The following is a 26,713-nucleotide window of genomic DNA, read 5'->3' as shown; positions in this document are numbered from 1 at the left end:
CACAGTCAGAAGGAGGAATAGGTTATGGCTCGTTTAGATGAGATACGTGGACTTGCAGAATATCATGCAGCCCATATCAGCAGTTCACCAAGGGACTGGATGAATTATCTGGATACCGCAGCCAGGTTATACAGGTATCCATTTATGGATCAGCTTTTGATCCACGCACAGCGTCCAAAAGCAACTGCCTGTGCTTCGCTGGAATTATGGAATGAAAAAATGCTGCGGTGGGTAAACCGAGGAGCAAAGGGAATTGCTCTTTTGGATGAAACCATGCAGAAAACAAGACTCCGATATGTATTTGATATTCAGGATACTCATAAGGTAAAAGGTGGAAGAACCCCTTACCTGTGGCGGTTGCAGGAGAAGCAACAGGAGGAGTTATTAAACCATTTAGAAGAAGTTTATGGACTGGAAGCTAAAGATACAGGAAGTCTTTCTGATGCACTGATGGCAACAGCGAAGTATATGGTAGAAGAAAATCTGGATGAATACCTGGATGGCTTGACATATGTGACGGAAGGAACATACCTGGAGGAGCTGGAAGAAGATACCATACGCAGCGAATTTCGCAGTCTGTTGACAGACAGCATTTATTATACGCTGGCTTCCAGATGCGGACTTGATCCGCTGGAACGGCAGGAAGAAATGGACTTCGTACATATCACAGACTATAACAGTTTATCGGTGCTGACATTTATTGGAAATGCGACGAGCATGGCCAGTGAGTCTGTGCTAGTGGATATTGGAAGATTTGTACACCGTATTTCATTAGAAGAAATGAAAAAGGGTATTGAAAATTCGGAGGAAAGGAATTATAATAAATTTAACACGTTAATTCATGAAAGCGAAGAAAACAACAACAGAATCATAGAAAACGAATATTCACAGGAAGATGAAGGAGGAAATGAGCATGGAACTGACATATCATCGCAAAGGGGATTATCTGTTTCCGAATCTGACAATCCAGGAGACAGAGGTACAGATCGGGAAATACGGAATGCTGCGGAGGACATTTCTGAAGGAACACAAGAACAGCCTGTATCAGAGCCTATTACTGACTGGGAAACTGAACAGCCATCTGGAAGAGATCGAGAAAACAGCACAGAAGAGATTGGAAGTACAGATAGCGAAACTGTTGGAGAAGAATCCGGCACCATCGAAAGAGGAGAACCCGATGGCGTGGACAGCACATATGAACAGTCTGACGGCAACAGCGGAAGAGAGCATCTTGACGGAATTGGTGTACAGCTAATTGAAGACACAAGTGAAGATCAGTTAAGTAAAGCAGAGGAAGAAATTGCCTCTGCTTTATCTTTGCCCGAACTTCCATCTGTAAATGAACAGAAAAGGGAAATCGAAAACAGAATAGCTTCCCTCTATGCTGGGGAGATTGCCATTCCAAGTGAGGTGGTCGATGAGGTTTTAAGAACCGGAGGAAACCGAAGCAAGAGCCAGCTTCGTATTATCTATAATTTTATGAGTGAGCAGACACCGGAAGAATATACGGAGTTTGTGAAGCGGGAGTATGGGACTGGTGGAAAGGGATTTGAAATCAATGGTATGGAGTATTCGGTCTGGTTTGATGAAACTGGATTGCAGATTGCAGTAGGGCATACCGTTACCGATCAGATTCTGGATAAAGCGTTTTTGTCCTGGGAAGATGTGAGTGGCCGTATCCATCAGCTTTTGAAACAAGGCGAGTATGCACCGCAGTCCGTACTTGATGTTGCAAGGAAGAATGCGATAAAGGAACATGCCCAGGCACTTGCCTATATGAAAGCGGATATGGCAGAGGGTGTAGCAGAACTTGTCTTTGATGAAGAGGATTTACCACATCTTCACAGTATTTATCCGGAAATTACTGATTATCTGGAAGAGAAACTAACAGATCCGCAGTGGCTGGCAGATCTGAACGAGCGTCTGGAAGGACTGGCAATGGCTTATGAGGAAGATAAAAGTATTATGCGGTTCCGCACCTATAATCCAATCAGAATATCCGGACAGTTCCAGAAATTTGCCGCAGAAGTAATTCCATACAATGCCAGAGATGAATTCGCATGGCAGGAACATAAGGTATTTATTACTCAGGATGAAATAGATGCTTTTCTTGCCGGTGGAGGTCCGTATTCGGATGGAAGGCTTTCTACCTATTCTTTTTATCTCCTGAATGAAGATGATAAGGCAAGGACAGATTTTATCAAGGAAAAATATGGGATAGGCGGTCAGAGCCATGCTTTATGTGGAGCAGACAATTCACATGCAGATTATGACGGGAAAGGTTTGAAGCTGGAGAGAGGAGACTATGGGAATCCAGATATTTCGGTGTTACTGCCCTGGGCAAAAGTTGCAAAAAGAATCGGCTATCTGATTGATAACCAGCAGTTCTTACGTTCTGCAGATTATTCCCGTATGCCGGAATATGAGAGGGAACGGATTGCAGGAAAAGTGATCAGTTTTTATGCAAGACTGCCAGAAGAAATTGAGCGTCCGTTTAAGCAGGATTTTTTTAATGAAGAAGCAAGAAAAGAACTTCCTGTTATGCTGAATGATTCGGAGAAGTCGCAGAAATTGTTACAGGCGATGGACGATGCACTGGCAATGCTGCCACTGGATTTTGAATCAGTGAATGAAACTTATGAGAAGAAATTACAGCTTTTGACCGAAGTACATCAGTATGTGGAAGGCAGCTATACGATTTTCCCGGCACAGGAAGTACCAGATCAGGCAGATGGCTTAAATGGATACCAGATGTCTTTATTTGATATTGTGAGTGCTTCCGAACCAGAAGAAAATACAGAAGAACCAGAAGTGGAAGAGTCGTCTGCAGAAATGGAGGAGGTACAAAAAGGAGAACCAGAATCAGAATCTGTAATTGTACAGGAACAGTGGGACGAGAATGTATTTGAATATCAGGGGTATCATTTTGAACCAGTGGGGATTCTTCCGCAAGGTCTGGAAGGGAAAGAACTGGTAAACCAGACGAGGGGAAATACAGAATTGCACTTGACTACCTACGAGCGAGAAGATGATATTTTATATTCCTACGCAGGATTCTACGAGGCAAGTGGTTCATCAAAAGCTGATATTTTCCGATGTATGGAAACTGGACGAAATTATATTCCAGGAGAGAACGAACTGTTTGGCTATGAGGGGGAATTTTTACCATATCTGCAAAATGAACAGGTGCAGGAACAGGAACCTCATAATTTCCATATTACAGATGATGACCTTGGTGCTGGCGGTCCGAAAGCAAAGTTTAAAGCAAATATGGAAGCTATCCGGCTGCTGAAAGAACTGGAACAGGATCAGAGATTGGCAACACCGGAAGAACAGGAAGTGCTATCAAGATATGTTGGATGGGGCGGTATTCCACAGGCTTTTGAGGAAAGAAACAGTGCCTGGGCAGAGGAATACACGCAGTTAAAAGGAATCCTCACGCCAGAAGAATACAGTGCTGCAAGGGCATCAACGCTGAATGCTTTTTATACTTCTCCGACAGTCATCAAAGCAATGTATGAAGCACTTGGAAACATGGGACTGAAACAGGGAAATATCCTGGAACCGTCCTGCGGAGTAGGAAACTTTATGGGACTTTTACCGGAAAGCATGAGTGCTGCAAATATGTATGGTGTGGAGCTTGATCCGGTTTCCGGGCAGATTGCAAAGCAGCTTTACCAGAAGAACAGGATTGCGGTACAGGGATTTGAGGAAACCAGTTATCCGGACAGCTTTTTTGACTGTGTAATCGGAAATGTACCGTTTGGGGCATATCAGGTCAGTGACCGCAAATATGACAGATACCATTTTATGATCCATGATTATTTTATTGCAAAATCCTTAGATATGGTGCGTCCGGGCGGAGTGGTGGCAGTTGTCACATCAAGCGGTACGATGGATAAGCAGAATCCAGAAGTCCGACAGTATTTTGCAAACCGGGCAGATCTGCTTGGGGCAATCCGCTTACCGAACAATGCTTTCCAGAGAAATGCCAATACCAGTGTGGTTGCGGATATTCTGTTTTTCCAGAAAAGGGACAGGGCTGCGATCACAGAGCCAGACTGGGTACAGTTAAAAACTACACCAGAAGGCTATACAGTCAATTCCTATTTTGCAGACCATCCGGAAATGGTGCTTGGGGATTTCACAACAGAAAGTACCCAGTATGGAAAACAGGAAGTGACGGTAAAGGCAAAAGAGGGAGCAGATCTGGCAGAACAGTTAAAAGAAGCGGTACAGCATATTCAGGGAACCATCACAGAGCAGGAGATTTCAGATACAGAACTGGAAGAACAGGTAGTATCCATACCGGCAGATCCGGGCATTAAGAACTTCAGCTTTGCACTTGTCGGAGAGGACATTTATTACAGGGAAAATTCTGTTATGAATAAGATGGAACTTCCCGTTGTGACAGGCGAGCGTGTCAGAGGCATGGTTGCTATCCGGGATGCAACAAACAGACTTCTGGAACGTCAGTTGGAAGAATGCAGTGATGAAGAGGTTGCCAGCTTACAGGCTGAATTGAACCGGGTTTATGACAGTTTTACTGCAAAGTATGGACTACTCAGCAGCAATGCAAATAAAAGAGCGTTCAGCATGGACAGCAGCTATTGCCTTTTGACTTCCCTTGAATTTCTGGACGAAAAGGGCGAGTTGAAGCGGAAAGCAGACATATTCACAAAGAGGACAATCCGCAGGGCAGAGCCGGTAACGTCGGTGGACACTGCAAGTGAGGCACTGGCGGTGTCTATCGGGGAAAAGGCAAAAGTGGATATTCCTTATATGATGCAGCTTACCGGGAAAACAGAAGAAGAGGTCACAGAGGAGCTTACAGGCGTTATCTTCAAGAATCCGCTTACGGATAAATGGGAGCCATCCGACGAGTATCTTTCCGGGAATGTCAGGGAGAAGCTGAACATTGCAAGGAATTTTGCAGAAAACCATCCGGAATATATGGTCAATGTGCAGGCACTGGAACGGGTACAGCCAAAAGATCTGGATGCTTCCGAGATTGAAGCAAGGCTTGGTGCAACATGGATTTCTCCAGAATATATTACAGAGTTTATGGCAGAAACATTCCATACGCCACGACAGCATATCAATTATGAGCGTATCAAAGTACAGTATGCGGAAGTAACAGGACAGTGGAACGTAAAAGGAAAGAATGTGGACAGCAGCAATAACCCGCTTTCTACCGCAACTTACGGAACACAGAGGGCAAATGCTTACAGACTGTTGGAGGACGCACTGAATCTGCGTGACACAAAAATTTATGACACAATACATGATGCCGATGGAGAACACCGGGTACTGAACAGGAAAGAAACCACCCTGGCACAACAGAAGCAGGAACTGATCCGGGAGGAATTTAAAGAGTGGATCTTTAAGGATATGAGCCGACGGGAAACGCTCTGTAAAATTTATAATGAACGGTTTAACAGTGTCAGACCAAGGGAGTATGATGGAAGCCATATCCAGTTCGTCGGAATGAATCCGGAAATTAAGCTGATGGAGCATCAGAAAAATGCGGTGGCACATATCCTTTATGGAAATAATACCCTGCTTGCACATTGCGTAGGTGCGGGCAAGACATTCCAGATGATCGCAGCCGGTATGGAGAGCAAACGTCTGGGACTGGCACAAAAGAGCCTTTATGTGGTTCCTAACCATTTGCTGGAACAGTGGGGAAGCGATTTCTTACGCTTATATCCGGGAGCAAATATTCTGGTGGCAACGAAGAAAGACTTTGAACCGGCAAACAGAAAACGGTTCTGTTCCAGAATCGCAACTGGGGATTATGATGCGGTCATTATTGGGCACAGCCAGTTTGAGAAAATCCCTCTTTCCAGAGAAAGACAGATTGCATTATTGGAAGACCAGATCGCAGACATTACCTATTCCATTGAAGCGGCAAAAGAGGAAGCGGGACAGCAGTATACGGTTAAGCAGATGGAAAAAACGAAGAAAACCCTGAAAGCAAAACTGGAAAAACTGAATGACCAGACACGAAAGGATGATGTAGTGACTTTTGAGCAATTAGGTGTGGACAGGCTGTTTGTAGACGAGTCACATTATTACAAAAATCTTTTTTTATACACAAAAATGCGGAATGTGGCAGGCATTTCACAGACTGATGCACAGAAAAGCTCAGATATGTTTATGAAATGCAGGTACATGGATGAGATTACCGGGGGAAAAGGAATCACGTTTGCAACGGGAACACCCGTATCAAACAGTATGACCGAATTATACACCATTATGAGATACCTCCAGTATGATACTTTAATGAATATGGGAATGGGACATTTTGATTCGTGGGCAGCAACTTTTGGAGAAACAGTTACGGCAATTGAATTGTCACCGGAAGGGACGGGCTATCGTGCAAAAACACGATTTGCCCGTTTCTTTAATCTTCCGGAACTGATCTCTATATTTAAGGAAACAGCAGATATTCAGACTGCGGACATGTTGAATCTTCCTGTACCGGAAGCAGAATATATCAACGAAGTGTTAAAGCCGAGTGAGGAACAGAAAGAAATGGTGGAAGCCTTTTCGGAACGTGCAGAACAGGTTCGTGGCGGTGCGGTAGATCCAAGGGTAGATAACATGCTCAAGATTACTAACGATGGAAGAAAATGTGCATTAGACCAGAGGCTTTTAAATGATATGCTGCCAGATGCAGGGGAAAGTAAGGTAAATGCCTGCGTAGAGAATGCTTTCCAGGTATGGGAGGACGGAAAAGATACACAGGCTACCCAGTTGATCTTCTGTGACCTCAGCACACCGAAAACTGACGGAACATTCAACGTGTATGATGATGTGAGAAACAAGCTGGTGGAACGGGGAATCCCGAAAGACCAGATCGCATTTATCCATGAGTATAATACGGAGGTAAAAAAGGCAGAACTGTTTGCAAAGGTGCGGGCCGGGCAGGTAAGAATCCTGATGGGTTCCACTCCGAAACTCGGTGCTGGTACCAACGTCCAGGACAGGCTACTTGCACTGCATCATCTGGACTGCCCTTGGAAACCGTCTGACCTGGAACAGCAGGAGGGACGTATTCTCAGGCAGGGAAACCAGAATGATAAGGTAAAAATCTTCCGGTATGTAACGGAAAATACGTTCGATTCGTACATGTGGCAGATTCTGGAAAACAAGCAGAAGTTTATTTCGCAGATCATGACCAGTAAATCCCCGGTTCGTGCCTGTGAAGATGTAGATGATACAGCCCTGTCCTATGCAGAGATTAAAGCCCTGGCAACAGGAAACGAATACATCAAGGAAAAAATGGATTTGGATGTGCAGGTAAGTAAGCTGAAGCTTCTGAAAGCAAACCACACCAGTCAGATTTATCGTCTGGAATCGGATATTGCAAAGCGGTATCCGGTACAGATCACAGCATTAAAAGAGAAGATTGCCGGTATGCGTGTGGATGCAGATGTAGTAAAAGGAATAGATTTACAGGATAATGACCACTTTGCAATGACAGTCAGTGGAAAGCTGTATACCGATAAAAAAGAAGCGGGAGTTGCACTGATTTCAGCAGCATCCAGTCTGAGGTCTGTAAAATCAGCCGGACAGATCGGGGAATATCATGGTTTTGCTCTTTCTTCAGAACACAATTTCCTGTCGAATACCTATACCATGACGATCAAGGGAAAATGCTCTTATAAGATTGAGTTCGGAAAGGATACTCTGGGCAATATCCAGAGGATTCATAATGCACTTTCTGCAATCGAGAAAAAGCTGGCAGATACCGAGCAGAATCTGGAAACGGTACAACAACAGTTAAAGACAGCACAGGAAGAGGTGCAGAAGCCATTCACCAAAGAAGCGGAACTGAGTGAAAAAATGGAACGTCTGGCAGAATTAAATGCCATGCTCAACATGGATGAGAAAGGTGGAGAGAATCTTCTGGCAGATGAGGGAATCGGGGAAAACCCGGAAGTAAACGTGTCAGAGGAACGGCAGGACAGAATCGCAGATAGTGTTCATAAAACATCTATTCTGGAAAGGATTAAAGAACAGAAACAGCAGGAGCAGACAGGCGAAACACATCAGAAACCAAAAAGAAACACGAACAGGAGTTATAAAGGGTATCCCGTCAGAGTAACCAGAGCTTTGGCGGGATTTTTCTATGGAGGATTTGATTATGGCAAACAGAGAAGAACAGTTAAAGCAGATTACAGAGCAGTTGGAACAGGGCGTTGCGGAAATATTCACATCAGAAAAATATACGGAATATCTGAACACAATGGCAAAGTTCCATAATTACAGTTTTAATAATACCCTGCTGATCGCCATGCAGAAACCGGAAGCGACACTGGTAGCCGGGTATCAGGCATGGCAGAAGAAATTTAACCGACAGGTAAAAAGAGGAGAAAAAGGCATCCAGATTATTGCCCCGGCTCCGTTTAAAGAGAAACAGGAGATTGAAAAAACAGATCCGGAAACAGGTGAGATTGTGATCGGGGAAGATGGACAGCCGGAAACAGAAGTGGTAGAGCGTGTCATTACAAAATTCCGGGTTACGACAGTATTTGATGTCCGCCAGACCACAGGAGAACCAATTCCAGAGTTTGAGGTATCAGAACTGGAGGGGGATGTTCTGATTTACCATGATTTTATGGAAGCACTGAAAACGGTTGCCCCAGTTCCCATCCGTTTTATTGAAATTGACGGGGAAGCGAAAGGCTTTTATCAGATTGTAGATAAATATATTGCTGTTCAGCCTGGTATGAGTGAGGCACAGACCATGAAAACTGCGGTGCATGAAACCGCACATGCAGTATTGCATGATCGTGACCAGATGGAAGCAGAGGGCGTCGTAAAAGACCAGCTTACAAAAGAAGTGGAAGCAGAAAGTGTTGCTTATGTGGTATGTAATCATTTTGGACTGGACACATCGGAGTATTCCTTTTCCTATATTGCGAGTTGGTCTTCTGGTAAAAATATGAAAGAACTTCGTGCTTCCATGGACACCGTCCGTAAGACATCTGCTGAACTGATCGGGCAGATTGAAGAAAAGGTAAAAGAACTTCAGGCAGAAAGATCGGAACAGGAGGCAACTGTTGGGGAGCAGACAGAAGAACTGAGTGCCATGCAGTATGCGGAGCAGACGATTAACCGTCTGGAACAGGAACGGACGATTTTCAGCAATGACCAGAGAAATCTTATCGTAAATTTTGCTTATAAACTGGATGACAGGGATGCAACGGAAAAACTGGCAGAGAATCTTGCAGAGGCTATTCTGAATGGGAACAGAGAAGAGGTAATAAAACTGCTCGGAGAAGCAGAGGAACAGATTGACAGTCTGCCAGATTCGATGATCGGGTTATCTGAATTACATGAAGCTGGATTTTATTCGGAAAGTATGCTTCCGCTTACCAGAGAACGGGCAGTGGAACTGTACCATGATGGGGTAACGGTTTACGGATTGATCGGAGCAGTGGGAGTCCAGGAGCAGTCACAGAGGGTTATGGATCTGGAACTGGATATTTTACAGCATGACGGGTTATTCGGAGTGACGAAATTTGAATGGGAAAATTACCGGAGAAGTCAGGAAACGGTTATGACACCGGAAGAAAAAGCAAAGATCAAAGAAACACTTCTTCTGGAAAGTGATGGAAACCGCTATGGTATTTATCAGATCAACAGTGACCAGGAAGAAAGAGGGTATCAGTTTTTAAGTCTGGAAGCAGCAAAGGAAATGGGATTCACCGTAGATGGTAAAGACTATCAGATGGTTTACAGTGAAAGACTGAGAGATGCTACGACACTGGACAACCTCTTTGAGCGTTTTAATGTAGAACGTCCAAACGATTTTACCGGGCATTCCATGTCAGTCAGTGATGTGATCATTATGAACCGGGGCGGCAGATTAACCGCATACTATGTGGATTCCTTTGGCTTTGCAGAATTGCCGGACTTTGTGGCACAGAGAGTTGAAATATTAAATACCAATCCGGTAAAAGCATATCCGGAAGTTTATATGGGAACTTTGGAAAAGGCTATGCAGGAGAGAAATGTAGATGCTTACCTGGATTCCAGAAAACTGAATATTGACTGCAAAAATGCAATCGAACAGGCAATCGCAGAAAAATTTGATGGCATGAGTCTGAACCCGGATACTGCAACAGGTGTGATTGAAAAATATGGAGAGGAACGTGTTGCCTTTGTTCTGGCAAATACGTTAAAGCAGCTTTCCTATGATGGAAGATTTTCTGATGGCAATAAACGGTGGGCAGATGGCATTGATATTCCAGAAAATATTAGCCGGGGAATGGATCTGAACAGGGACTATATTGTGAGCAGTCATCCTGCAGTATTGAATGGCTTCATTGATATGGCGAGAAACGAAATCCGTACCCGGAAACTGGAAGAGGTGCTTGGTGTGAAAAATCAGCATATCACTGAAAATACAAGAGGGTATGAAGCAGACGGACATACAGGCACCTGGTATGCAGTGGATATGAAAACGTATCATGGGGAGCGATTCTTCCAGATGCGAAGTGAGGAATACGGTCAGGAAGTGGCAGATATTATTGTTTCAGAGAATGGAACACTGGTGGCAGAGGACATCTGGCATGGATTTGATGAAGGAGCCAGGGAAGCTATTTCAGAATATCTGGAAGAAAATGGTGCAACAGTATATGACTTGATGAATATTCCAGACCAGGCAACAGTTATCTTAGCAGATGGGACGGTTATGAAAATAACGGAACAGCAGACGATCAGTACAGATACATGGGAACCGACACTGACCGGACAGAATCAGCAGGGGGAAGAACAGAAATTTAGTTTCTTCGAGATACATAAAGTCAGAGAAAATAATGGCATTGACCTGAAAATGCCAGAAAATCATTATATTGACCAATATTATGTGATCGAAGATCTGGCAGCAAAAGGTGGAATGAAGATTGAACGATATAAGGATCTTGGAGCTGCCCTTGGAGCATATTACTCTCTGCCAAACCATAAAATGAAAGCTCTTGGAATTGAAAATACGGCACCGCTGAGAGGCAGTCTTGATTTTATCCAGTGCAAAAATGGAATAGATACATTGATTTATGATTGCCAGGAAGTGGAAGGATGGCTGAATCCGCAGATATACACTACCTTTAAGGACATACGAAATAGTCTGGCAGGACATGATACAGAGATTGCATACCAGATTGGAGAACAGTATTTTACAATCCAGACAGTAGAAGATGGGTATGATTATACGTTCTATGATAAGGATTACTTGGAAATGGATGGCGGTGTCTACGATAATCCGAATATTTCTATTTCAGAAGCAATCGAGAACATTTTAGAGGAAGAAGGATTGTCCATAGAAGATGCAAATGTGATGGATTATGAAGAAATGTATGCAGAAATTGAATATGCAGAAGAAGAGAGACTGGAGAAGATACAGTTTGAACGTAATTGTCCAAAGGCTTTTTTTGATGGTTATGACAGGGAAGCGGCATTAAAAAATTATGAGGGAATAACCGTACAATTTAAAATGTCTGGTATGTATTTAACAGTGCAGCCGACTGAGGAAGGCTATAAATATCTGGTTTATGATCAGGAACTTCATGAAATTTCAGGAGATGCCTGTGGAAATCCAGAAGATTCTATTCAGAAAGCAATGTATGCCAGTCTAAAAAATGAAGGATTGGAAGATGTTGAATGTGTAAAAGTTGATGACAGGGAGTTTCGGGATAAGGTAATCAGTCATTCTAAAGAGGTGTTGGCCAGTGGAGATGTTCGATTCACTTCAGAACTTGGCAGATGTGAAACAGCATTGAATGGGATGGGCAGGGCAGAAATTGAATATGAAGTTTTATTTCATGCAAGAGCTGTGCTGGAAGAAATGGGACTGGAAAATGAAGTTACATTGATTGGGGCGAGAGTACATGGTTCCAGAAGCAGAGATGACCTGTATCGTGCAGATTCTGATCTTGATGTGGTGCTTTCTTATCGAGGAAATATTCGGGAGGATAGTTTTTTTAATGAATTGAATTCGTATGGTATGGCAATAGCAGGCATTAAAGTAGACATTAACCCGATCTTAGAAGAAAGAATTACTCTGTCAGAGTATATAAAGGAATCGGAAGCCTATCTTGATCAGCAGGAAATCAAGAAACTTGCAGTGGACTTGGATAATTTTAGTTATGAGTATGATACTTATGAATATAAGGATACCGTTGAAAATAGGGAAGAACAGGTCGAGAAAATCACAGAGGATATTTTGAACAAGGATACAGCAGGCTTAAAAGACTGGCTGACTGAGGTGTCGGAAGAATCGGATATAGACAGTGATGTAGTCACAGCCCGGTCATTACTTTCACGTCTGGAAAATGCAGAAACACGCTCTGTTTTTACCAGACAGCCAGAGCAGGAACAGCCAGAAGCCACGATCACTTTTTATGTTGCGGAGTGTATGGAATTTCCTGTTATGGGTGAGTATCATGAGAACCTTACCTTGGAAGAAGCACTACGCATTTATGAAACAATTCCTGCAGATCGCATGAATGGAATAAAAGGTGTTGGATTTGAATTGCATGATGGGAGTGATTATGATGGACCGTATGATCTTATGCGACTGGGAAAAGTTGACCGGGAAGGTGTGGAGATGATCCGACATTATAAGGAAAGTCCATTAGTTCAAAAAGCAATGGACGATGTGGAAAAATATTTTGCTCAGAAGCAGGAGCTTACAAAAAGAACAGAGCAGGCAGTTGGAGATAAGCCTGTACAGAAAGAAAATGGTTCACAGCCAAAGAGTAGAAAAGAATCAGTTCTTCAGGCACTCAGAGAGCGTCAGGCGAAAATAAAAGAGCAGGAACAGAATGCAGCAAAAGAAAAATCCAGAACACATAAGAAGGGAGAGGTGTCATTATGATGGTAAGATTTGAGGAAGATGAATATACCGCTTTGGCAATTTTTGATGCAGGAAACAGGGTACAGACAATGGAAGCGATGGATGAGATTTTTTCCTATCTGGACGAAGATATGAAGCTGCTGATTTTTACAACGATTCAGAAACTCTACTATCTTAGTGATGAGGGATATGAAGAACTGCAGAAAACGGTAGAAATTTATAAAGCAGATTTGGAGGTGGATGGAGAATGAGTACAAGTCAGTTTGCAGTTTACCAGTTAAAAAGAAAGCCGGAATTGAGAAATCTTCTTTTCCGGATGTATGAAGAACTTGCACAGGAGCAGATCCCTGTGCAGGTGGCAAATTATGAACAGGTGTATCTTGGAACAATGAAATCGGGAGAAACACCAGAACAGATAAAAAAGGAGCTGGAGAAGAAACAGCCACATAATTATAAAGGTCATGCAGTCAGTACCAGTGATGTGCTGATCCTTAATGATAATGGTGTCACGACCACTTATTATGTAAATAAAGATACTTTTATAGAAATTCCAGATTTTATGAAAGTTACATCTTCAGAAAACGGTGGACTTACAAAAGATACAGTTGGATATGAAATAGAGGGAAAAGACGGGACATGGGAAGTAGTAGATTACCTGCTGGTAGAAGGAAAAAATTATTTTCTTATGGAACATGAGCAGTATGGAAAAGATGTTGCGTATGTAGTATTAGATCAGAAAGGCAATGTGCTTGTAGACAGTACCTACAATGGATTTGATGATGTAGTAAAACAGAAGATTCTTGATTCTCTGCACCCGCCAGTACAGGAGCAGTCCGGAAATAGTAAACCGAAACTGGATAACTGGCAGAAATATATGGAGAATGGGGAATACCTGCGAAGTGCGGAGATCACAGAGGAAGCAAATTACAATATGATTGACGGACTTAAAAATAATGCAGCACCGAAAGATAAAAAGCCCCGTCCAAAAGAATCTGTCCTTGCAAAACTGAATGAGAAAAAGGAAGAAGTCGCAAGGCGCGGCGGACAGAAAGCTATGCAGCAGGTAATGGGACAAGATATGGAACGCAAGAAAAGGTAAGTATATATCACAATTTTCAGAAAAAATCAATAGTCATATAGAAAAAAATATGTTAAAATGAAGCGAGCAACAAATGAGGAGAGTGGAGAAGCATGATGAATAAAGAGGTTTATTTAAAAAATATAGCTGAAAATTTAGCATTATTAAGTCGGGAAGTATCTATATTAAACGCAGTAAATCTCTATGACATTAACATCATTGCAGAAGACTTCTTTCCTGGGCTGTTGAATCTTATCTATGGTTATGAATTAAAAAATGCAAATCATTTGGAAAAAAACGCTCCGGCAATTGACTTAATTGATCAGAAGAATAGGATAGCAGTTCAAGTTACATCAGACAATAGTAGCACAAAAATCAAACATACGATAGAGGAATTTAATAAAAGTCAAGCGTATCATTTATACGACAGATTGGTTGTGCTAATTTTGACGCAGAAGAAAAAATATTCTTCTAATTTTGATACACAGGGGCTGTTTTCTTTTGAAAAGGCAAGAGATATTTGGGATGTTGAAAAGTTAATAAAAGATATTCGTGAATTAGAGACAGCGCAAATAAAAAATGTTAGTGATTATCTGTCAGAAGAATTGTATAACAAATATTATTCTGTGAGAGAAACTCAGGCGGGAGAAGTGGATACAATCATAGATTTGATAGAGTATATTTCACAACATAGAAAAGTAAACAAGGATCGTGAAACAACGGTAGATCCAGAGTATAAGATATATAAAAGATTTAAGAATTTTGCAGATAAATTAATTACGGAGTATACGACGCTTTATACAATTTATGGAGAGGCGTTGAATATTGTGAATGAAACGCTTGGAATAGATGAAGCTCAGGACATTATTATTATGTTCTATCTGCAAGATATTAGCGTACAATTTTTGGAAGAGGAACATGATAACCCGATTGCTGCTTTAAACAAATTAGTTACATATTTTGAAGAAAAATTAAGTATTAATGGGAAAAAATATGACCGTTCTGCGATAAAATTTTATCTTGTTAATGAAATGATTAAATGTAGGGTATTTCCAAACGAAAGGAGTGAGTATGATGCTGGCAAGTAGCAATGCACTAAAATCTTCTGCAATGTATATTGGTTATCTCATACTCAAAGAGATACAAAAGCGAGATACAGAAAAGGTTTCAATATATGATGTATCAAAAGCATTAAAAAAAGCAGGAATCACAAGTAGCAGGCAATTGATTTTAGGACTTTCTTTTTTATATTCTGTTAATATTATTGAGTTTGAGGAGGCGAATATATGGGTAAAGAAATAAATCGTATTCGTCTCAATCGACTTTATTCGGAAAATAATATTTTTGAAGAAATTATTTTTCATGATGGAGTTAATATTATATTAGGTGAGAAGTATGATGACAGATCTGTAAAAGGACGAAAAACAAATGGTGTTGGAAAATCCATGAGTATTGAATTTTTGGATTTTTGTTTTCTGAATGATTATGATAAATCCAGAATTGTAAAAATACCAAAAGAAGTTTTCCCAGTAGAAGAAAATGTAATCTTGGATTTAGACATAGGACTAGAAGCAGTTACCATAAAAAGAAATCGTAAACAAGCAGATAAACCTATAATTATCAGGGAGGGAAAAACAGTTTCCTTTGATAAAATTCAGGATGCAAGAGATTATCTAACTGGAATTATTTTTTCAAAGTTAAATGGTAAAAAAGTGCCTAGTTTTAGAAATCTTTTTTCAATTTTGATGAGGGATGAACGCTCTGAGTTTACAGATATTATAAAATGTCATGACTTGACAAAAAAGATTCCAGATGATTTAAGTGCTCATTTATATTTGTTAGGTTTTTCTTTAGAAGCATATAAGAATACAATTGAAACCATCAAGGAAATTGAGGCGGTTAGCACTGTCCTTACGAAAGAAAAAAAAGAACTGACGCAAGACGGAAAAAAGAAAATTTCAGATGTCAGAGCAGAGCTTAATGCGTTGGAAGATGAATTGCAAAAATTGGAGGATGCGATTGAGAGCTTTAAAACGAACGAGAGCTTTGATGCTATGGAAGCGGATTTAATTGAATTGGAGGATTTACTGGATCAATTAAGAAAACGGCAAAAGGCTTTGCGCTATGATTATGAAAAAATTAGAAAAATGCCAAAACCGGAACAAATTGATGACAGAGAAATTGAATTGGTCTACAATCAGTTTAAGAGTGAACTAGGAAATGCTATAGTAAAATCTCTGAATGAAGTGGTAGGGTTTAAGAATAAAATAGAAGAATTTCAAAGAATGCTAGTGAATCAAAAAGCAAAAGAATTGGAGGCTCAGTTAAAAAATATTGCGGAACAAATTCGGATATTGGATGATGAATATTCAGAAAAGCTGAAGATAATTGATAAAAAGGGAATTCTTAAAAATTTAAAGGTAAGTTTAAAAATTTACGAAGCAAAGAAAGAAGCCACTTCACATACAAAGTTTTTGTTTGAACAATACGAAAAGAACGAGAAAAAGAAAAGAATGCTAAACTTACAGAAAACGCAGCAACTCATGGAAATCGATAATGAGATTGAACAGAATAAAAAAATTATCGATGATTTTACTGATACTATTTTGCAAATTCATGAATTTATTATGGGAAATAAGGAATGTTCGTTTAGTATCCAGACAATTGACAAAGCTCGCAGAAAAACACCAGTTGAATTGACTCTTCGTATTTATGATGATGGAAGTCATAGCGTAGATAGAACAAAGGTATTTATTTATGATATGGCATTATTATTTAATCAATATACGAGAGACAGGCATCCACTGTTTTTAGTGCATGATAATATTTTTGATGTGGATCAGGATACACTTGTCCAATGTTTGAATTATCTTTATAAACAAGAAGAACAATATCAGGATTTTCAATATATTCTTACACTGAACCGAGATAAAATTGAAAGTGAAGAGCAGAGAAAATTGATCCAAATGAATATTGATGAGCATCAAGTGGCTGTTTTTACGAAGGAAAAGAAATTTTTGAGACGAGATTATCAGGAAAAATAATAGAAGATCCGCTATATGACAGACTATAAAATCGGTCATATAGCGGATTTTTTGTAAATAGTGAAAAATAACGGGAAAATTTCATAGCACTTTTTAGCGGAAACAGGAATGTTCTTGTGATGCTTCCGGCAGAGGCTCTTGGATATGTGGGTGACTAAGAATGATATCCACATTGGAGCATACTGTACGAAGTTCTCGTTCATATTCACGCTGGGTGTTAAACTCATCCCGCTGTACTGTCTGTAATTCTGTTAAACGATTCTTTTCTTCACGCAACATTTTCAGGGTAGGAAGTTTTTTGCCCTGTGATTTTTCTTTGAGTATTCGGAGAGCAGACTCATAAAGAGTGAGTTCTGCCCTGTGATTGTCATAAAATTTTTCTTTATTTCGACTTTTTCGGTAATCGGAATAGATGGATTTATTGGCAAGGTACTGTCCGGTGTAATGAATCTGTTCATTTATATTTTTAAAGCGTCTTCTGTGGATTTCAGAGTATTTCTGGTATCAGTGCTTTGGGCAGAGGCATTGGAAAGGGCAGTATCTAAATCTTCCTTGCTCTGGAAACCATGTTCCTGTACATAGGCAACTGTCTGAGCCATCATCTTAAGATTAGACAGCTTTACCTTTTGTGCGTATGCCTGACTTTGCTGTGCCTTGATACAGTGCAGCAAATCTGTTACAAGTCGTAAATCAGATTTTATGAAAAGGAAAGAGTATGTAGTTTCGTCAGTTTGGACAGAAGCTGACGATTTTGACTGTTCTGAAAAATCTGTAACTGGTCTGTCAGTAGAATGTGACTTTTTAGCGTGTTGTCTGTTGGAGTTCTCCTGGAATACCTGCAGAAGATGATTTTCTTCATAAAGCGTTCCGAGATTTCTTCCAGTGATGTATTTTTGACGATTAGGATGCAGGTAGCTGTATCTGCCACGACTGACTTTAAATGTGATATTATATCTATCAGACAGCAATCTGGAAAATTCTTCCTGTGATGTTGCCTGTGAAGCAACTGCATCAATCGCATCACGAAGGTATTGCTTCTCCGTTTGAAATGTTGTCTGTCTTGGAGTAAGTCCTTTCTTTTTCAGTTCTGCATTGTGTTCATCGAGATTTTTTTGACCTCTGCGTTTTGCCCAGTATTCTTTTTCAGATATTTTCTTTTCTGCGGGGTTCAGAAGATCTACCTGGTTTAGTCCATTGGAACGGCACATATCCATAACTTTTTGCTTTAAGTAGATTCTGTATCTGTCAGAAAGATGATGTTTATATCCGGCTTTTGAATCCCGGTCAAATTCCATATAGGGCTGTGGCTCTGTATCATATTTTCGCACACTGTTGATTACAATATGCACATGAATATTTCCACTGCCATTATGACCATCAGTGTGGGTGCAGACAAGAGCCTGGTGTCCGGGAAAATTCTCTCGGGCATATTCCACGCCAAGTTTCTGTGCCTGTTCTCCACTTAAACCATGTTCGTCCCTGTCCTTTGGATCGAAGCTGATAATATAATGGTGAGATTTGATTTCGTTGAAGGATTGGTTCTTGTGGAAATAAGCATTTGTTTCCTGACATTCCACTGCAAAGGTAAACGGATCGCAGTTTACGCCATCAAGGTAGTATTCTTCACGAATGATCATATGCCCATTTTCGTCAAGGACAGGTTTCTGCGTATATTCGTCATGCTGAAAAATCAGATAACGTTCAGATTCTCCATAATCTGCATTTTTACTTGCGATGTGTTTCAGTATTGCCATGAAAGTCACCAGCCATTTCCATTACCTTATATTTCATTTCGTATAAATCTCGAAGTCGCTTATTTATTTCACCACGCATTTCCTGTGAAAGAATCCCACCCTGATTAAAATATTTTGCGATCTGATTGAGGTTGCTGCCTATCTTTCCAAACTCTGCGAGTAGCTTCTTTATTTCTGGAACGTCAGTAACGATTTCGATTTTGGTATGTACCTGTCCTTTTAAAACTTGTGTTCGTACATAAGCGGCCAGAGACATATTGGTTTGTCTGGCTGCAGTTTCAATAATTGAATATTCAAGATCTGTGAATCGAATAGTAATACGATGATTACGATACTTTTCAGTTTCTTTCTTTGGTCTTGCCATCTATTTTTATCCTTTCCGATAATATCGTTGGATTCCTTATAAATTTCACAGTTCACAGTGAAAGCCAAGTAATAAAAGTTTATTACGCTGTGACCATGCGAATGGGAACCAATAGAACAATCTTTGATTGTATTGAGGGTATGGGGAGCAAAATCCCCATCAAGTTGCCTGCTGACAAAATCCGGGAACCGGGTTTCTGGCAGCCAGGGCGAAACTTGCTCTAAAAATGATTGCTTTATATATAAGCCAATTTACACAAAAAAAGGAAAAGAGTAGTTCAAATATAGAATGTTTTTTGAATAAAATTTGATTATGGAGAATAGCCCAGTCGTTCCTGGAAGCCCCTACTTCATTATGACTTATGATACAGCAAAGAAACTGACAGGAATAACAGAGCAGACGGGTATTCTGGCAGTCAAAAATTCAGACGGACATCTTGACGAAGTTTTGACCGCAGTTCAGGAGATTGCGGATGAAAATGGAAAAATAGAAGTAAATATGATTGAGCAAACGATAAAAAATATTCAGCATCAATATAGAGCTTCTATAAATGCTCTGTATATGGCCTCTGCTATTCTGTTTGTCTTTGGAAGTATCAGTCTTATGAATATGCTTATGGTTGATTTTCAGAACAGGAAACGAGAGTTTGGCCTGCTGAAGGCCGTTGGAGCAACGCAGAAGCAGCTAAAATCAATGTTAGACCGAGAGATTGGTAGTTACCTTGGTGGCTCCCTGTTGGTTTCTCTTGCATTTGGAGGACTTATCAGCATCGCAGCATGTCAACGCTTGGATGCAGTAAACCATTGTATTTCGTTGAAATTGCCGTGGCTGTTCCTCATAGCGCTTGTTGCTGTTATGGGAGGTATTTATCTGATTTTTGTAGCATATGCCAAAGTTGAATTAAAGAAAGCGGAAATTTTGCCTGCCATACGGGAAGAATAGCAGTAAATCAGCGGAGTAATTAATAAATGCTGCTTCGCTGATTTTCAACTTTATCCGATTTCTTTGAATTAAGTGGTGTAGTGTGTTTACAATCATAGAAAGGAAAGCATAAAGGAAGGTGGTGCTTTTGGGAAGTTGCTGATTTTGTCCTTTGAAGATAACGAAGAACATATTATCAACAATATTTTATCATGTTTGAATGAGGAAACAGAAGTCTTACGACAGCAGATTGTCAATAAACGAAAACTGATATTTGATGGACTTCGCATTGATGAATATAAGCGGATTGTGGTTCGGGAAGATAATGAGATTGAGTTGACTTACACAGAGTTTGAAATCTTATTGTTGTTAGCACAAAATGCCGGAATAGTATTCAGTAAGGAGTAGATATACAATCGTGTTTGGAAAGAACCTTATTTTGGCAATCATAACATTGTCATGAGCCATATTCGTAACCTACGTGAGAAAATAGAAGATGATCCAAGTAAACCAATGTACATACAGACAGTGTGGGGAGTTGGGTATCGCTTTAATAAAAATTTAAGCAGTGGTCTGTGAAAATAATCCAGATTACTGTTTATTTTTTGCTTTTTCCGCAGGAGATATTCTCAAGATACATGAAAAATTTAACTTCATAGAAAATCAGAGGAAAAAGGTATTGAGAAGTAGTGGTATAGTTGAGGCTGGTGACTCAGACAGTTATAATAATAAAATATGCTTGAGGTTGAGTGCATAATTTATAAAATTTTTATTTGGACTATCTTTTTGCATATCTCAATCGTTATGCCTTATAGAACGGAATAAATATTTTGAACTTCTAATAATGAGAAAGGAGGATTTTGTGTATAATGATTTTCTACTAATTAGAAAAATGAAGCAAGGTGATGATAATGCTTTTGATTTGTTTGTCCACAAGTATTATCAAGAAATTTTAAGCTACTGTTATCATCATTGTTTTGATCAAACATATGCGGAGGATTTCACGCAGGAAACCTTTATACGTTTTTTTTCAAAATTACCCGACTATCATTATAAAGGGAAAACACTGAATTATTTATATACGATAGCAGGTAACCTATGCAAAGATTATTTGAAGAAAACAAAGGAAATGCTTCTGGAAGAAATTGAGCTTGTGGAAGAAAATCAAACAGAACAAATTTTGAATAGAGTTTTGATCGAACAGGTTTTAGAACAACTTCCAGATGAATCAAGAGAAGTACTTACTCTTTATTATTTTCAAGAACTAAAATTAACAGAAATTTCTGATACATTGCAAATTGGACTTCCACTGGTAAAGTATCGTTTGCAAAAAGTAAGGAAACAGTTGAGGGAACTTCTCGGGAAGGAGGAATTCGATGAATCAAAAAGAAAAGATAAAAAAATATAGGGAAAGCATACAAGTGGAAGCTAGCGAAGAAAAAATACAGGAAACAATTTGTAAATCTAAAAATGCCTTTTTTATGGCAGAGCAAGAACGAATGCTTTCTTATCATGACTTTTTGTGGACACAGCTTCGTGTGATACAAAAAAGGTGGTGGGTTCTTCAATTTATGATTTTAGTGGCATTATGGATTGCTTTAAGTTCTATTCATGATGAAATATATCTAAAAAGAAGTATGGGTGTTGTAGCCACGCTATTTGTAATCCTTATTATTCCGGAACTGTGGAAAAACAGATCATGTGAATGTATGGAAATAGAAGCTGCTTCCTATTATTCATTAAAACAGGTATATGCTACACGTATGCTGTTATTTGGTATTACAGATATTTTTTTCATAACTGTATTTTTAGAAGTCGCTTCAGCAGGTTTGCATTATGAATTATCAGAATTAGTTGTCCAATTTCTTTTTCCGCTTTGTGTAACGGCCTGTATCTGTTTTGGAATTTTATGCAGTAAACACGCTTTCAGTGAAACAGTTGCGATTGTTCTGTGTGTGATATGGAGTGCAGTATGGCTTTTTATTGTTTTAAATGAAAATGTATATATCATGGTTACTGTTCCCATCTGGTCAGCACTGCTGGGTGTAACAATACTTTTTATTGCTTTTGCGATATATCGTATTTTAAAGAATTGTAATCAATATTTGGAGGTGTCATTTGATGAAATTAGAGCTTGATGGTTTAACAAAAGAATTTGGAGATTTTACAGCAGTCAATCATATAAATCTTACTATGACAAATGGGGTATATGGTCTTTTAGGTGTAAATGGAGCAGGTAAAACAACTCTAATGAGAATGTTGTGTACCCTTTTAAAGCCAACAAGCGGAACGATATGCTGTAATGGAAAAGATATTTTCAGCATGGACAGTGAATATCGCAAGCTGTTGGGGTATTTACCACAGGATTTTGGATTTTATCCTGAATTTACGGTAGAGGATTATTTACTTTATATTGCTGCATTGAAAGGAATCCGTCCTGTTGTCGTAAAAAAACGTGTGAAAGAGTTGATTGCTAAGGTTGGTCTTTCAAAAGTAGCTCATAAAAAAATGAAAAAATTATCTGGTGGTATGAAGCGTAGAGCCGGAATTGCACAGGCTATGTTGAATAATCCTAAGATTTTAATACTTGATGAACCAACAGCAGGACTTGATCCAAATGAAAGAATCCGATTTCGCAATCTGATTAGCGAACTTTCAGAAGACAGACTGGTATTATTATCGACACATATCGTTTCAGATATCGAGTATATTGCGAATGAAATTTGGTTGATGAAAGACGGGGAAATTCTGCATAAAGGAAGTATTGACGAACTGATAAATTCTATGACAGAAACAGTATGGGAATGTCTTGTGCCGAAAAACAGGGTATCTGATTTTATGGAAAAATATAAAATTTCCAATATGAAATCAGAAATAAATCAGGTTATGCTGCGAATTATTTCTCACGAAAAACCGGTTGAGAATGCAATGCGTGTAGAAGCGTCACTGGAAGATGTATTTTTATATTATTTTGGAGAGAAAGCAGGTGATGAAAATGCTGCGTTATGAAATTAAAAAAGTGTTTTCTAAATCAAAAAATAGAATTGCTGTCATAGTGTTATTCGTAATACTTGCGATAACCAGTATATTAACGATTAACAGAGTGGAGTATGTTGATGAAAATGGAAATTCTTCTGTTGGAATTTCGGCTGCAAGAGATTTAAGAGAAGCCAAAAACCAATGGGCAGGTTATTTAACAGCAGATACATTAAGCAAGGTATTGGAAGAGAACAGGACAATTAACAGTTCGAAAGAGGCATTGTCGGATGACATTACAGAACAAAATAAGGCATATGCAAAAAAGCAAGGCATAGCAGGTATTATGGATGTCATTATTTATGCTTTCAGCGATTACAGAGATTATAATTATTATGTAACGGATCAGGTTTCTGATGATGAAGTTGGAACAATCTATGAAAGAAGAATTTCTACTTTAAAAAATTGGCTTGAATCTGGAGAAGAAAGATTTACACAGGCAGAAAAAGATTTTATGATTCAGAAATATAAAGAACTGAAAACTCCATTTTACTATGAATATATGGACGGTTGGGCTGCATTACTACAAAATATATCAACCTTTATTCTGATGCTGGCATTAGTGATCGGTTTTCTTGTATCCGGGATATTTTCAGATGAATTTCAGACAAAAGCAGATTCCATTTTTTTCTCTGCACGATTTGGAAGAAGCAAGGGGATTTCCGCAAAGGTAGGAGCAGGTTTTTGTATTGCTACGGGATTTTATCTGATGTTTGTATTTCTATATACGTTTATTGTACTTTTTATATTAGGTGCAGACGGTGCAAACTGTCCAATCCAGTTGGATTTGTGGAGAAGTGTTTATAATATTACTTTTTTACAGGCATATCTGTTTATTGTTCTGGGTGGATATATAGGAACGATATTTGCAGCTACACTCGGAATGTTGGCATCAGCGTTTACACACTCTACGCCAACTGCCGTTATTGTACCATTCATTGTGCTATGTGCATTTCCATTTTTAAGCAGAATTATTACATTGCCTGGATTATGCTCTTTCTTTCCAGACCAGTTATTAGAAATTTATTTGGATATCAAAGAAGCTGGACTTATAACATTGGGAAGTAAAGTAACCACAATAGCAACTGTTATTGTTCCTGTATATGCAGTGGTATGCTTGATTTTTCAGCCGATACTGTACAGGGTATACCAAAAGGTGGAGATAAAATAATTGAAACGATATGCAAGACGAAAAAAATTTAAAGTAAAAAAACTTTTTATCCTGTTATTTACAGTAATGTTATGTGTGATGGCAGGAAAGGTTCTTCATTCATCTTTAACAACGCCTTTTCTTGGAAATATAACACACCATATGGCCAGTGAAGATCATGGCTGGAATCTGATTCTTGTAAATCGTGAGAATTATATTCCTGCTGATTATGAAGTACAGCTTACAGAATTATCAAATGGAAAAAAGGTTGATTCCAGAATTTACCCGGAGTTGCAGGAAATGTTTAATGCTGCAAGGGCGCAGGGATATGGTTTGTTTGTTAGAGAGGGATATAGGACACAGGAAGAACAGCAGCAACTAATGAACGAAAAAATAGAAGCATATGAAAATGAGGGAAAATCGAAGTCCGAAGCGAAAAAACTTGCAGAGCAATGGGTGGCAATTCCTGGAACAAGTGAACATCAGCTTGGTATTGCAGTCGATATAAACGCAGATACTACAAAAAGTTCAAGAGATGATGTTTATAACTGGCTTGAGGAAAATGCTCATACATATGGTTTTATAAAGCGTTATCCTTCAAATAAGACGGATATAACAGGTGTTATAAATGAACCTTGGCATTACAGATACGTCGGGAAAGAAGCTGCGTCGGCAATATACTCTCAAGGAATTTGTTTGGAAGAATATATAGAAACGCTGGAATAGAATTTCTTATATGGAATGGGTATATTGACCTATTTCCAAAAATAAAATCCAAACTAAAAAACGAAAAGATGGACGGGGGAATATACATAGAAGAATATTATAAGTAATTGACGAAGGAGGGCAGATTATAGCTAAGTTATTATTACTTTCTCTTGAGGAAAATGAGGACGAACTATTAAATGCAGTTATTTCAGTTTTAGATGGTTTTGAAAATAAAACGCAGATGATAAAAGAAAATTTTTGCACAAAATTAGTTTTTGAAGGAATGGAAATAGATGTTTCAAGACGAATACTATATCGAGGAAAAAAAGAAGTTAAAGTTACGAGTGTAGAGTTTCAAATTCTGCATTTATTAGCAAGAAATCCGGGCAGAGTATTTAGTAAGGAACAGATATATGACATTGTGTGGAAAGAGCCTTATTCCGGCGATCACAATATTGTTATGAGCCACATTAGAAATATTAGAAAAAAGATTGAAGATGATCCAAGTAAACCAATGTACATACAGACAGTGTGGGGAGTTGGGTATCGCTTTAATAAAAATTTAAGCAGTGATCTGTGAAAATATTCCAGATCACTGCTTATTTTTCCTTTTTAACACCCAAGAGATATTCACAAGATACATGAAAAAATTTAACTAATGATACAGACGGCGTGAAAAGTCAAGATATTCTAGCGGAAAATTGAAGAAAATCAGAAGAATGCAGGAAGACTTTCCTATGGAAATTTAATCGTACAGATGTTAGGAAAGTGTGGGAAATTTCGTCTGTGTCATGACATAGGAAGTGTTTGCTAAGTATCCTTTCATGCACTCCCGAAGGATGTGCCAATGTAGAAGGCATATGATTGTATTATTCGAAAGAACGAATTATAATAATATTCGGAGGAATTGATATGGATTATATGATATTAAAAGAAGCTAGTGCAAAATGGGGAGTAACACCTCGTTGGATAAATTATTTTTGCTCTGGTGGACGTATTCCAGGACCTGTAAAGATGGGAATGGTTTGGCTGATACCAAAATCAGCATAAAAACCTGTGGATGGTCGGACAAAACAAGGGAGAGAATTGTACCATGAATAGAATTTTGATTATAGATGATGACAGAGAACTGTGTGCCTTAATTAAGCGCAGCGTACAAACGGAAAATATAGCAGCCGATTTTTGTAATACCGGAAAAGAGGGCTTGCAGAAATTAAAAGAGCAGGAATATCAGCTTGTAATACTGGATGTGATGATGCCCGGTATGGATGGGTTTGAAACACTGGAAGAAATCCGTAAAGAGCATAGTTTGCCAATTTTAATGTTCACATCCAAAAATGACAGCATTTCTAAGGTGCGGGGGTTACGGGCCGGAGCGGACGATTATCTGACAAAGCCGTTTGATATGGATGAGCTGATTGCCCGTATTGTGTCCCTCATTCGCCGTTACACTCGCTTTAATCAGCAAGCCGGAACGGTGCAAAAGCTGAATTTTGATGGATTACAAATTGACCTTGAAAATCGTTCCGTTACTACGGGAAACGGCACTTTTGAACTTCCACCAAAGGAATTTGATTTGCTGCTCTATTGTGTAAAAAATCAAGGAAGGATTTTAACAAAGCAGCAGATTTATGAAGAAGTATGGGGTGAAGAATATTTCTATGATGACAGTAACATTATGGCGATTATCAGTCGGCTTCGTAAAAAATTAGAAGTCAACCCCTCCAATCCAAAGTACATCCAAACTGTCAAAGGGATCGGTTATCGCTTTAACAAGGAGGTGTAGTCAG

20 protein-coding genes are annotated in these 26,713 nt (G+C 39.3%); 18 read left to right on the top strand and 2 right to left on the bottom strand.

Annotation, left to right across the window (positions count from 1 at the left end):
- Positions 1-24 precede the first annotated feature (24 nt).
- From EJE48_RS12495 to EJE48_RS01605, 7 genes are all read left to right on the top strand, one after another.
- Positions 25-8,271 carry a DEAD/DEAH box helicase family protein gene (locus tag EJE48_RS12495; RefSeq protein WP_330548464.1) on the top strand — a complete coding sequence of 2,749 codons (8,247 nt, stop codon included), beginning with the start codon at positions 25-27 and terminating at the stop codon, positions 8,269-8,271.
- Positions 8,153-12,889: a DUF3849 domain-containing protein gene (locus EJE48_RS01630; protein WP_124984232.1), complete on the top strand. Its 4,737-nt coding sequence runs from the start codon at positions 8,153-8,155 to the stop codon at positions 12,887-12,889. The genes EJE48_RS12495 and EJE48_RS01630 overlap by 119 nt, the downstream gene beginning before the upstream one ends.
- The gene (locus tag EJE48_RS01625) at positions 12,886-13,119 is read left to right on the top strand and encodes a transposon-transfer assisting family protein (protein WP_117597317.1); all 234 of its coding nucleotides are present in this window, start codon (positions 12,886-12,888) and stop codon (positions 13,117-13,119) included. Before EJE48_RS01630 ends, EJE48_RS01625 begins: the two co-directional genes overlap by 4 nt.
- On the top strand, positions 13,116-13,967 hold the full coding sequence (locus EJE48_RS01620) for a YodL domain-containing protein (RefSeq protein WP_118741655.1): 852 nt from the start codon (positions 13,116-13,118) through the stop codon (positions 13,965-13,967). The genes EJE48_RS01625 and EJE48_RS01620 overlap by 4 nt, the downstream gene beginning before the upstream one ends.
- 92 nt (positions 13,968-14,059) lie before the next feature.
- A complete protein-coding gene (locus EJE48_RS01615; protein ID WP_117844649.1) occupies positions 14,060-15,034 on the top strand; it encodes an SMEK domain-containing protein in 975 nt (324 codons plus the stop codon).
- Positions 15,021-15,248, top strand: a complete 228-nt coding sequence (locus tag EJE48_RS01610) for an ABC-three component system middle component 6 (RefSeq protein WP_243107939.1) — start codon at positions 15,021-15,023, stop codon at positions 15,246-15,248. The genes EJE48_RS01615 and EJE48_RS01610 overlap by 14 nt, the downstream gene beginning before the upstream one ends.
- Positions 15,233-16,990, top strand: a complete 1,758-nt coding sequence (locus tag EJE48_RS01605) for a DUF2326 domain-containing protein (protein ID WP_117844645.1) — start codon at positions 15,233-15,235, stop codon at positions 16,988-16,990. The genes EJE48_RS01610 and EJE48_RS01605 overlap by 16 nt, the downstream gene beginning before the upstream one ends.
- Before the next feature lie 458 nt (positions 16,991-17,448).
- Here the strand turns inward: EJE48_RS01605 and EJE48_RS01600 are convergent, their stop codons facing one another.
- Together EJE48_RS01600 and EJE48_RS01595 are read right to left on the bottom strand one after the other, a co-directional pair.
- Positions 17,449-18,744 (bottom strand): relaxase/mobilization nuclease domain-containing protein, encoded by a 1,296-nt coding sequence (locus EJE48_RS01600; protein ID WP_330548463.1) that lies wholly within the window; start codon positions 18,742-18,744, stop codon positions 17,449-17,451.
- Entirely contained in the window at positions 18,716-19,108 is a 393-nt protein-coding gene (locus EJE48_RS01595; protein WP_117844641.1) for a plasmid mobilization protein, read from the bottom strand. Before EJE48_RS01595 ends, EJE48_RS01600 begins: the two co-directional genes overlap by 29 nt.
- 354 nt (positions 19,109-19,462) lie before the next feature.
- Between EJE48_RS01595 and EJE48_RS01590 the strand changes: the two genes are divergently transcribed.
- From EJE48_RS01590 to EJE48_RS01545, 11 genes are all read left to right on the top strand, one after another.
- Positions 19,463-20,050 carry an ABC transporter permease gene (locus EJE48_RS01590; protein ID WP_243009890.1) on the top strand — a complete coding sequence of 196 codons (588 nt, stop codon included), beginning with the start codon at positions 19,463-19,465 and terminating at the stop codon, positions 20,048-20,050.
- A gap of 144 nt (positions 20,051-20,194) precedes the next feature.
- Entirely contained in the window at positions 20,195-20,437 is a 243-nt protein-coding gene (locus tag EJE48_RS12740; RefSeq protein WP_330422669.1) for a helix-turn-helix domain-containing protein, read from the top strand.
- Positions 20,438-20,608: a winged helix-turn-helix domain-containing protein gene (locus EJE48_RS12735; protein WP_330422673.1), complete on the top strand. Its 171-nt coding sequence runs from the start codon at positions 20,438-20,440 to the stop codon at positions 20,606-20,608.
- 283 nt (positions 20,609-20,891) lie between these two features.
- Positions 20,892-21,437, top strand: a complete 546-nt coding sequence (locus EJE48_RS01580; protein WP_124984231.1) for an RNA polymerase sigma factor — start codon at positions 20,892-20,894, stop codon at positions 21,435-21,437.
- Positions 21,406-22,167, top strand: a complete 762-nt coding sequence (locus tag EJE48_RS01575) for a hypothetical protein (protein ID WP_118699249.1) — start codon at positions 21,406-21,408, stop codon at positions 22,165-22,167. The genes EJE48_RS01580 and EJE48_RS01575 overlap by 32 nt, the downstream gene beginning before the upstream one ends.
- Complete coding sequence (locus EJE48_RS01570; protein ID WP_002594774.1) at positions 22,151-23,038, top strand: ABC transporter ATP-binding protein; 888 nt, start codon at positions 22,151-22,153, stop codon at positions 23,036-23,038. The genes EJE48_RS01575 and EJE48_RS01570 overlap by 17 nt, the downstream gene beginning before the upstream one ends.
- Positions 23,019-24,236 (top strand): ABC transporter permease, encoded by a 1,218-nt coding sequence (locus tag EJE48_RS01565; RefSeq protein ID WP_243107966.1) that lies wholly within the window; start codon positions 23,019-23,021, stop codon positions 24,234-24,236. The genes EJE48_RS01570 and EJE48_RS01565 overlap by 20 nt, the downstream gene beginning before the upstream one ends.
- Positions 24,237-24,941, top strand: coding sequence for a M15 family metallopeptidase (locus EJE48_RS01560; protein ID WP_002594772.1), 705 nt, complete (start codon positions 24,237-24,239; stop codon positions 24,939-24,941).
- Positions 24,942-25,164: 223 nt separating this feature from the next.
- The gene (locus EJE48_RS01555) at positions 25,165-25,503 is read left to right on the top strand and encodes a winged helix-turn-helix domain-containing protein (protein WP_080633535.1); all 339 of its coding nucleotides are present in this window, start codon (positions 25,165-25,167) and stop codon (positions 25,501-25,503) included.
- 332 nt (positions 25,504-25,835) lie between these two features.
- Positions 25,836-25,973 carry a MerR family transcriptional regulator gene (locus EJE48_RS01550; RefSeq protein ID WP_080633534.1) on the top strand — a complete coding sequence of 46 codons (138 nt, stop codon included), beginning with the start codon at positions 25,836-25,838 and terminating at the stop codon, positions 25,971-25,973.
- Positions 25,974-26,016: 43 nt separating this feature from the next.
- A complete protein-coding gene (locus tag EJE48_RS01545) occupies positions 26,017-26,709 on the top strand; it encodes a response regulator transcription factor (RefSeq protein ID WP_002594771.1) in 693 nt (230 codons plus the stop codon).
- Positions 26,710-26,713: the final 4 nt, after the last annotated feature.

This window comes from Anaerotignum faecicola (assembly GCF_003865035.1).
Taxonomy (GTDB): Bacteria; Bacillota; Clostridia; order Lachnospirales; family Anaerotignaceae; genus Anaerotignum_A; species Anaerotignum_A faecicola.
The sequence above is the reverse complement of the archived record's forward strand: the minus strand, read 5'-3'. Positions and strand labels throughout refer to the sequence as shown.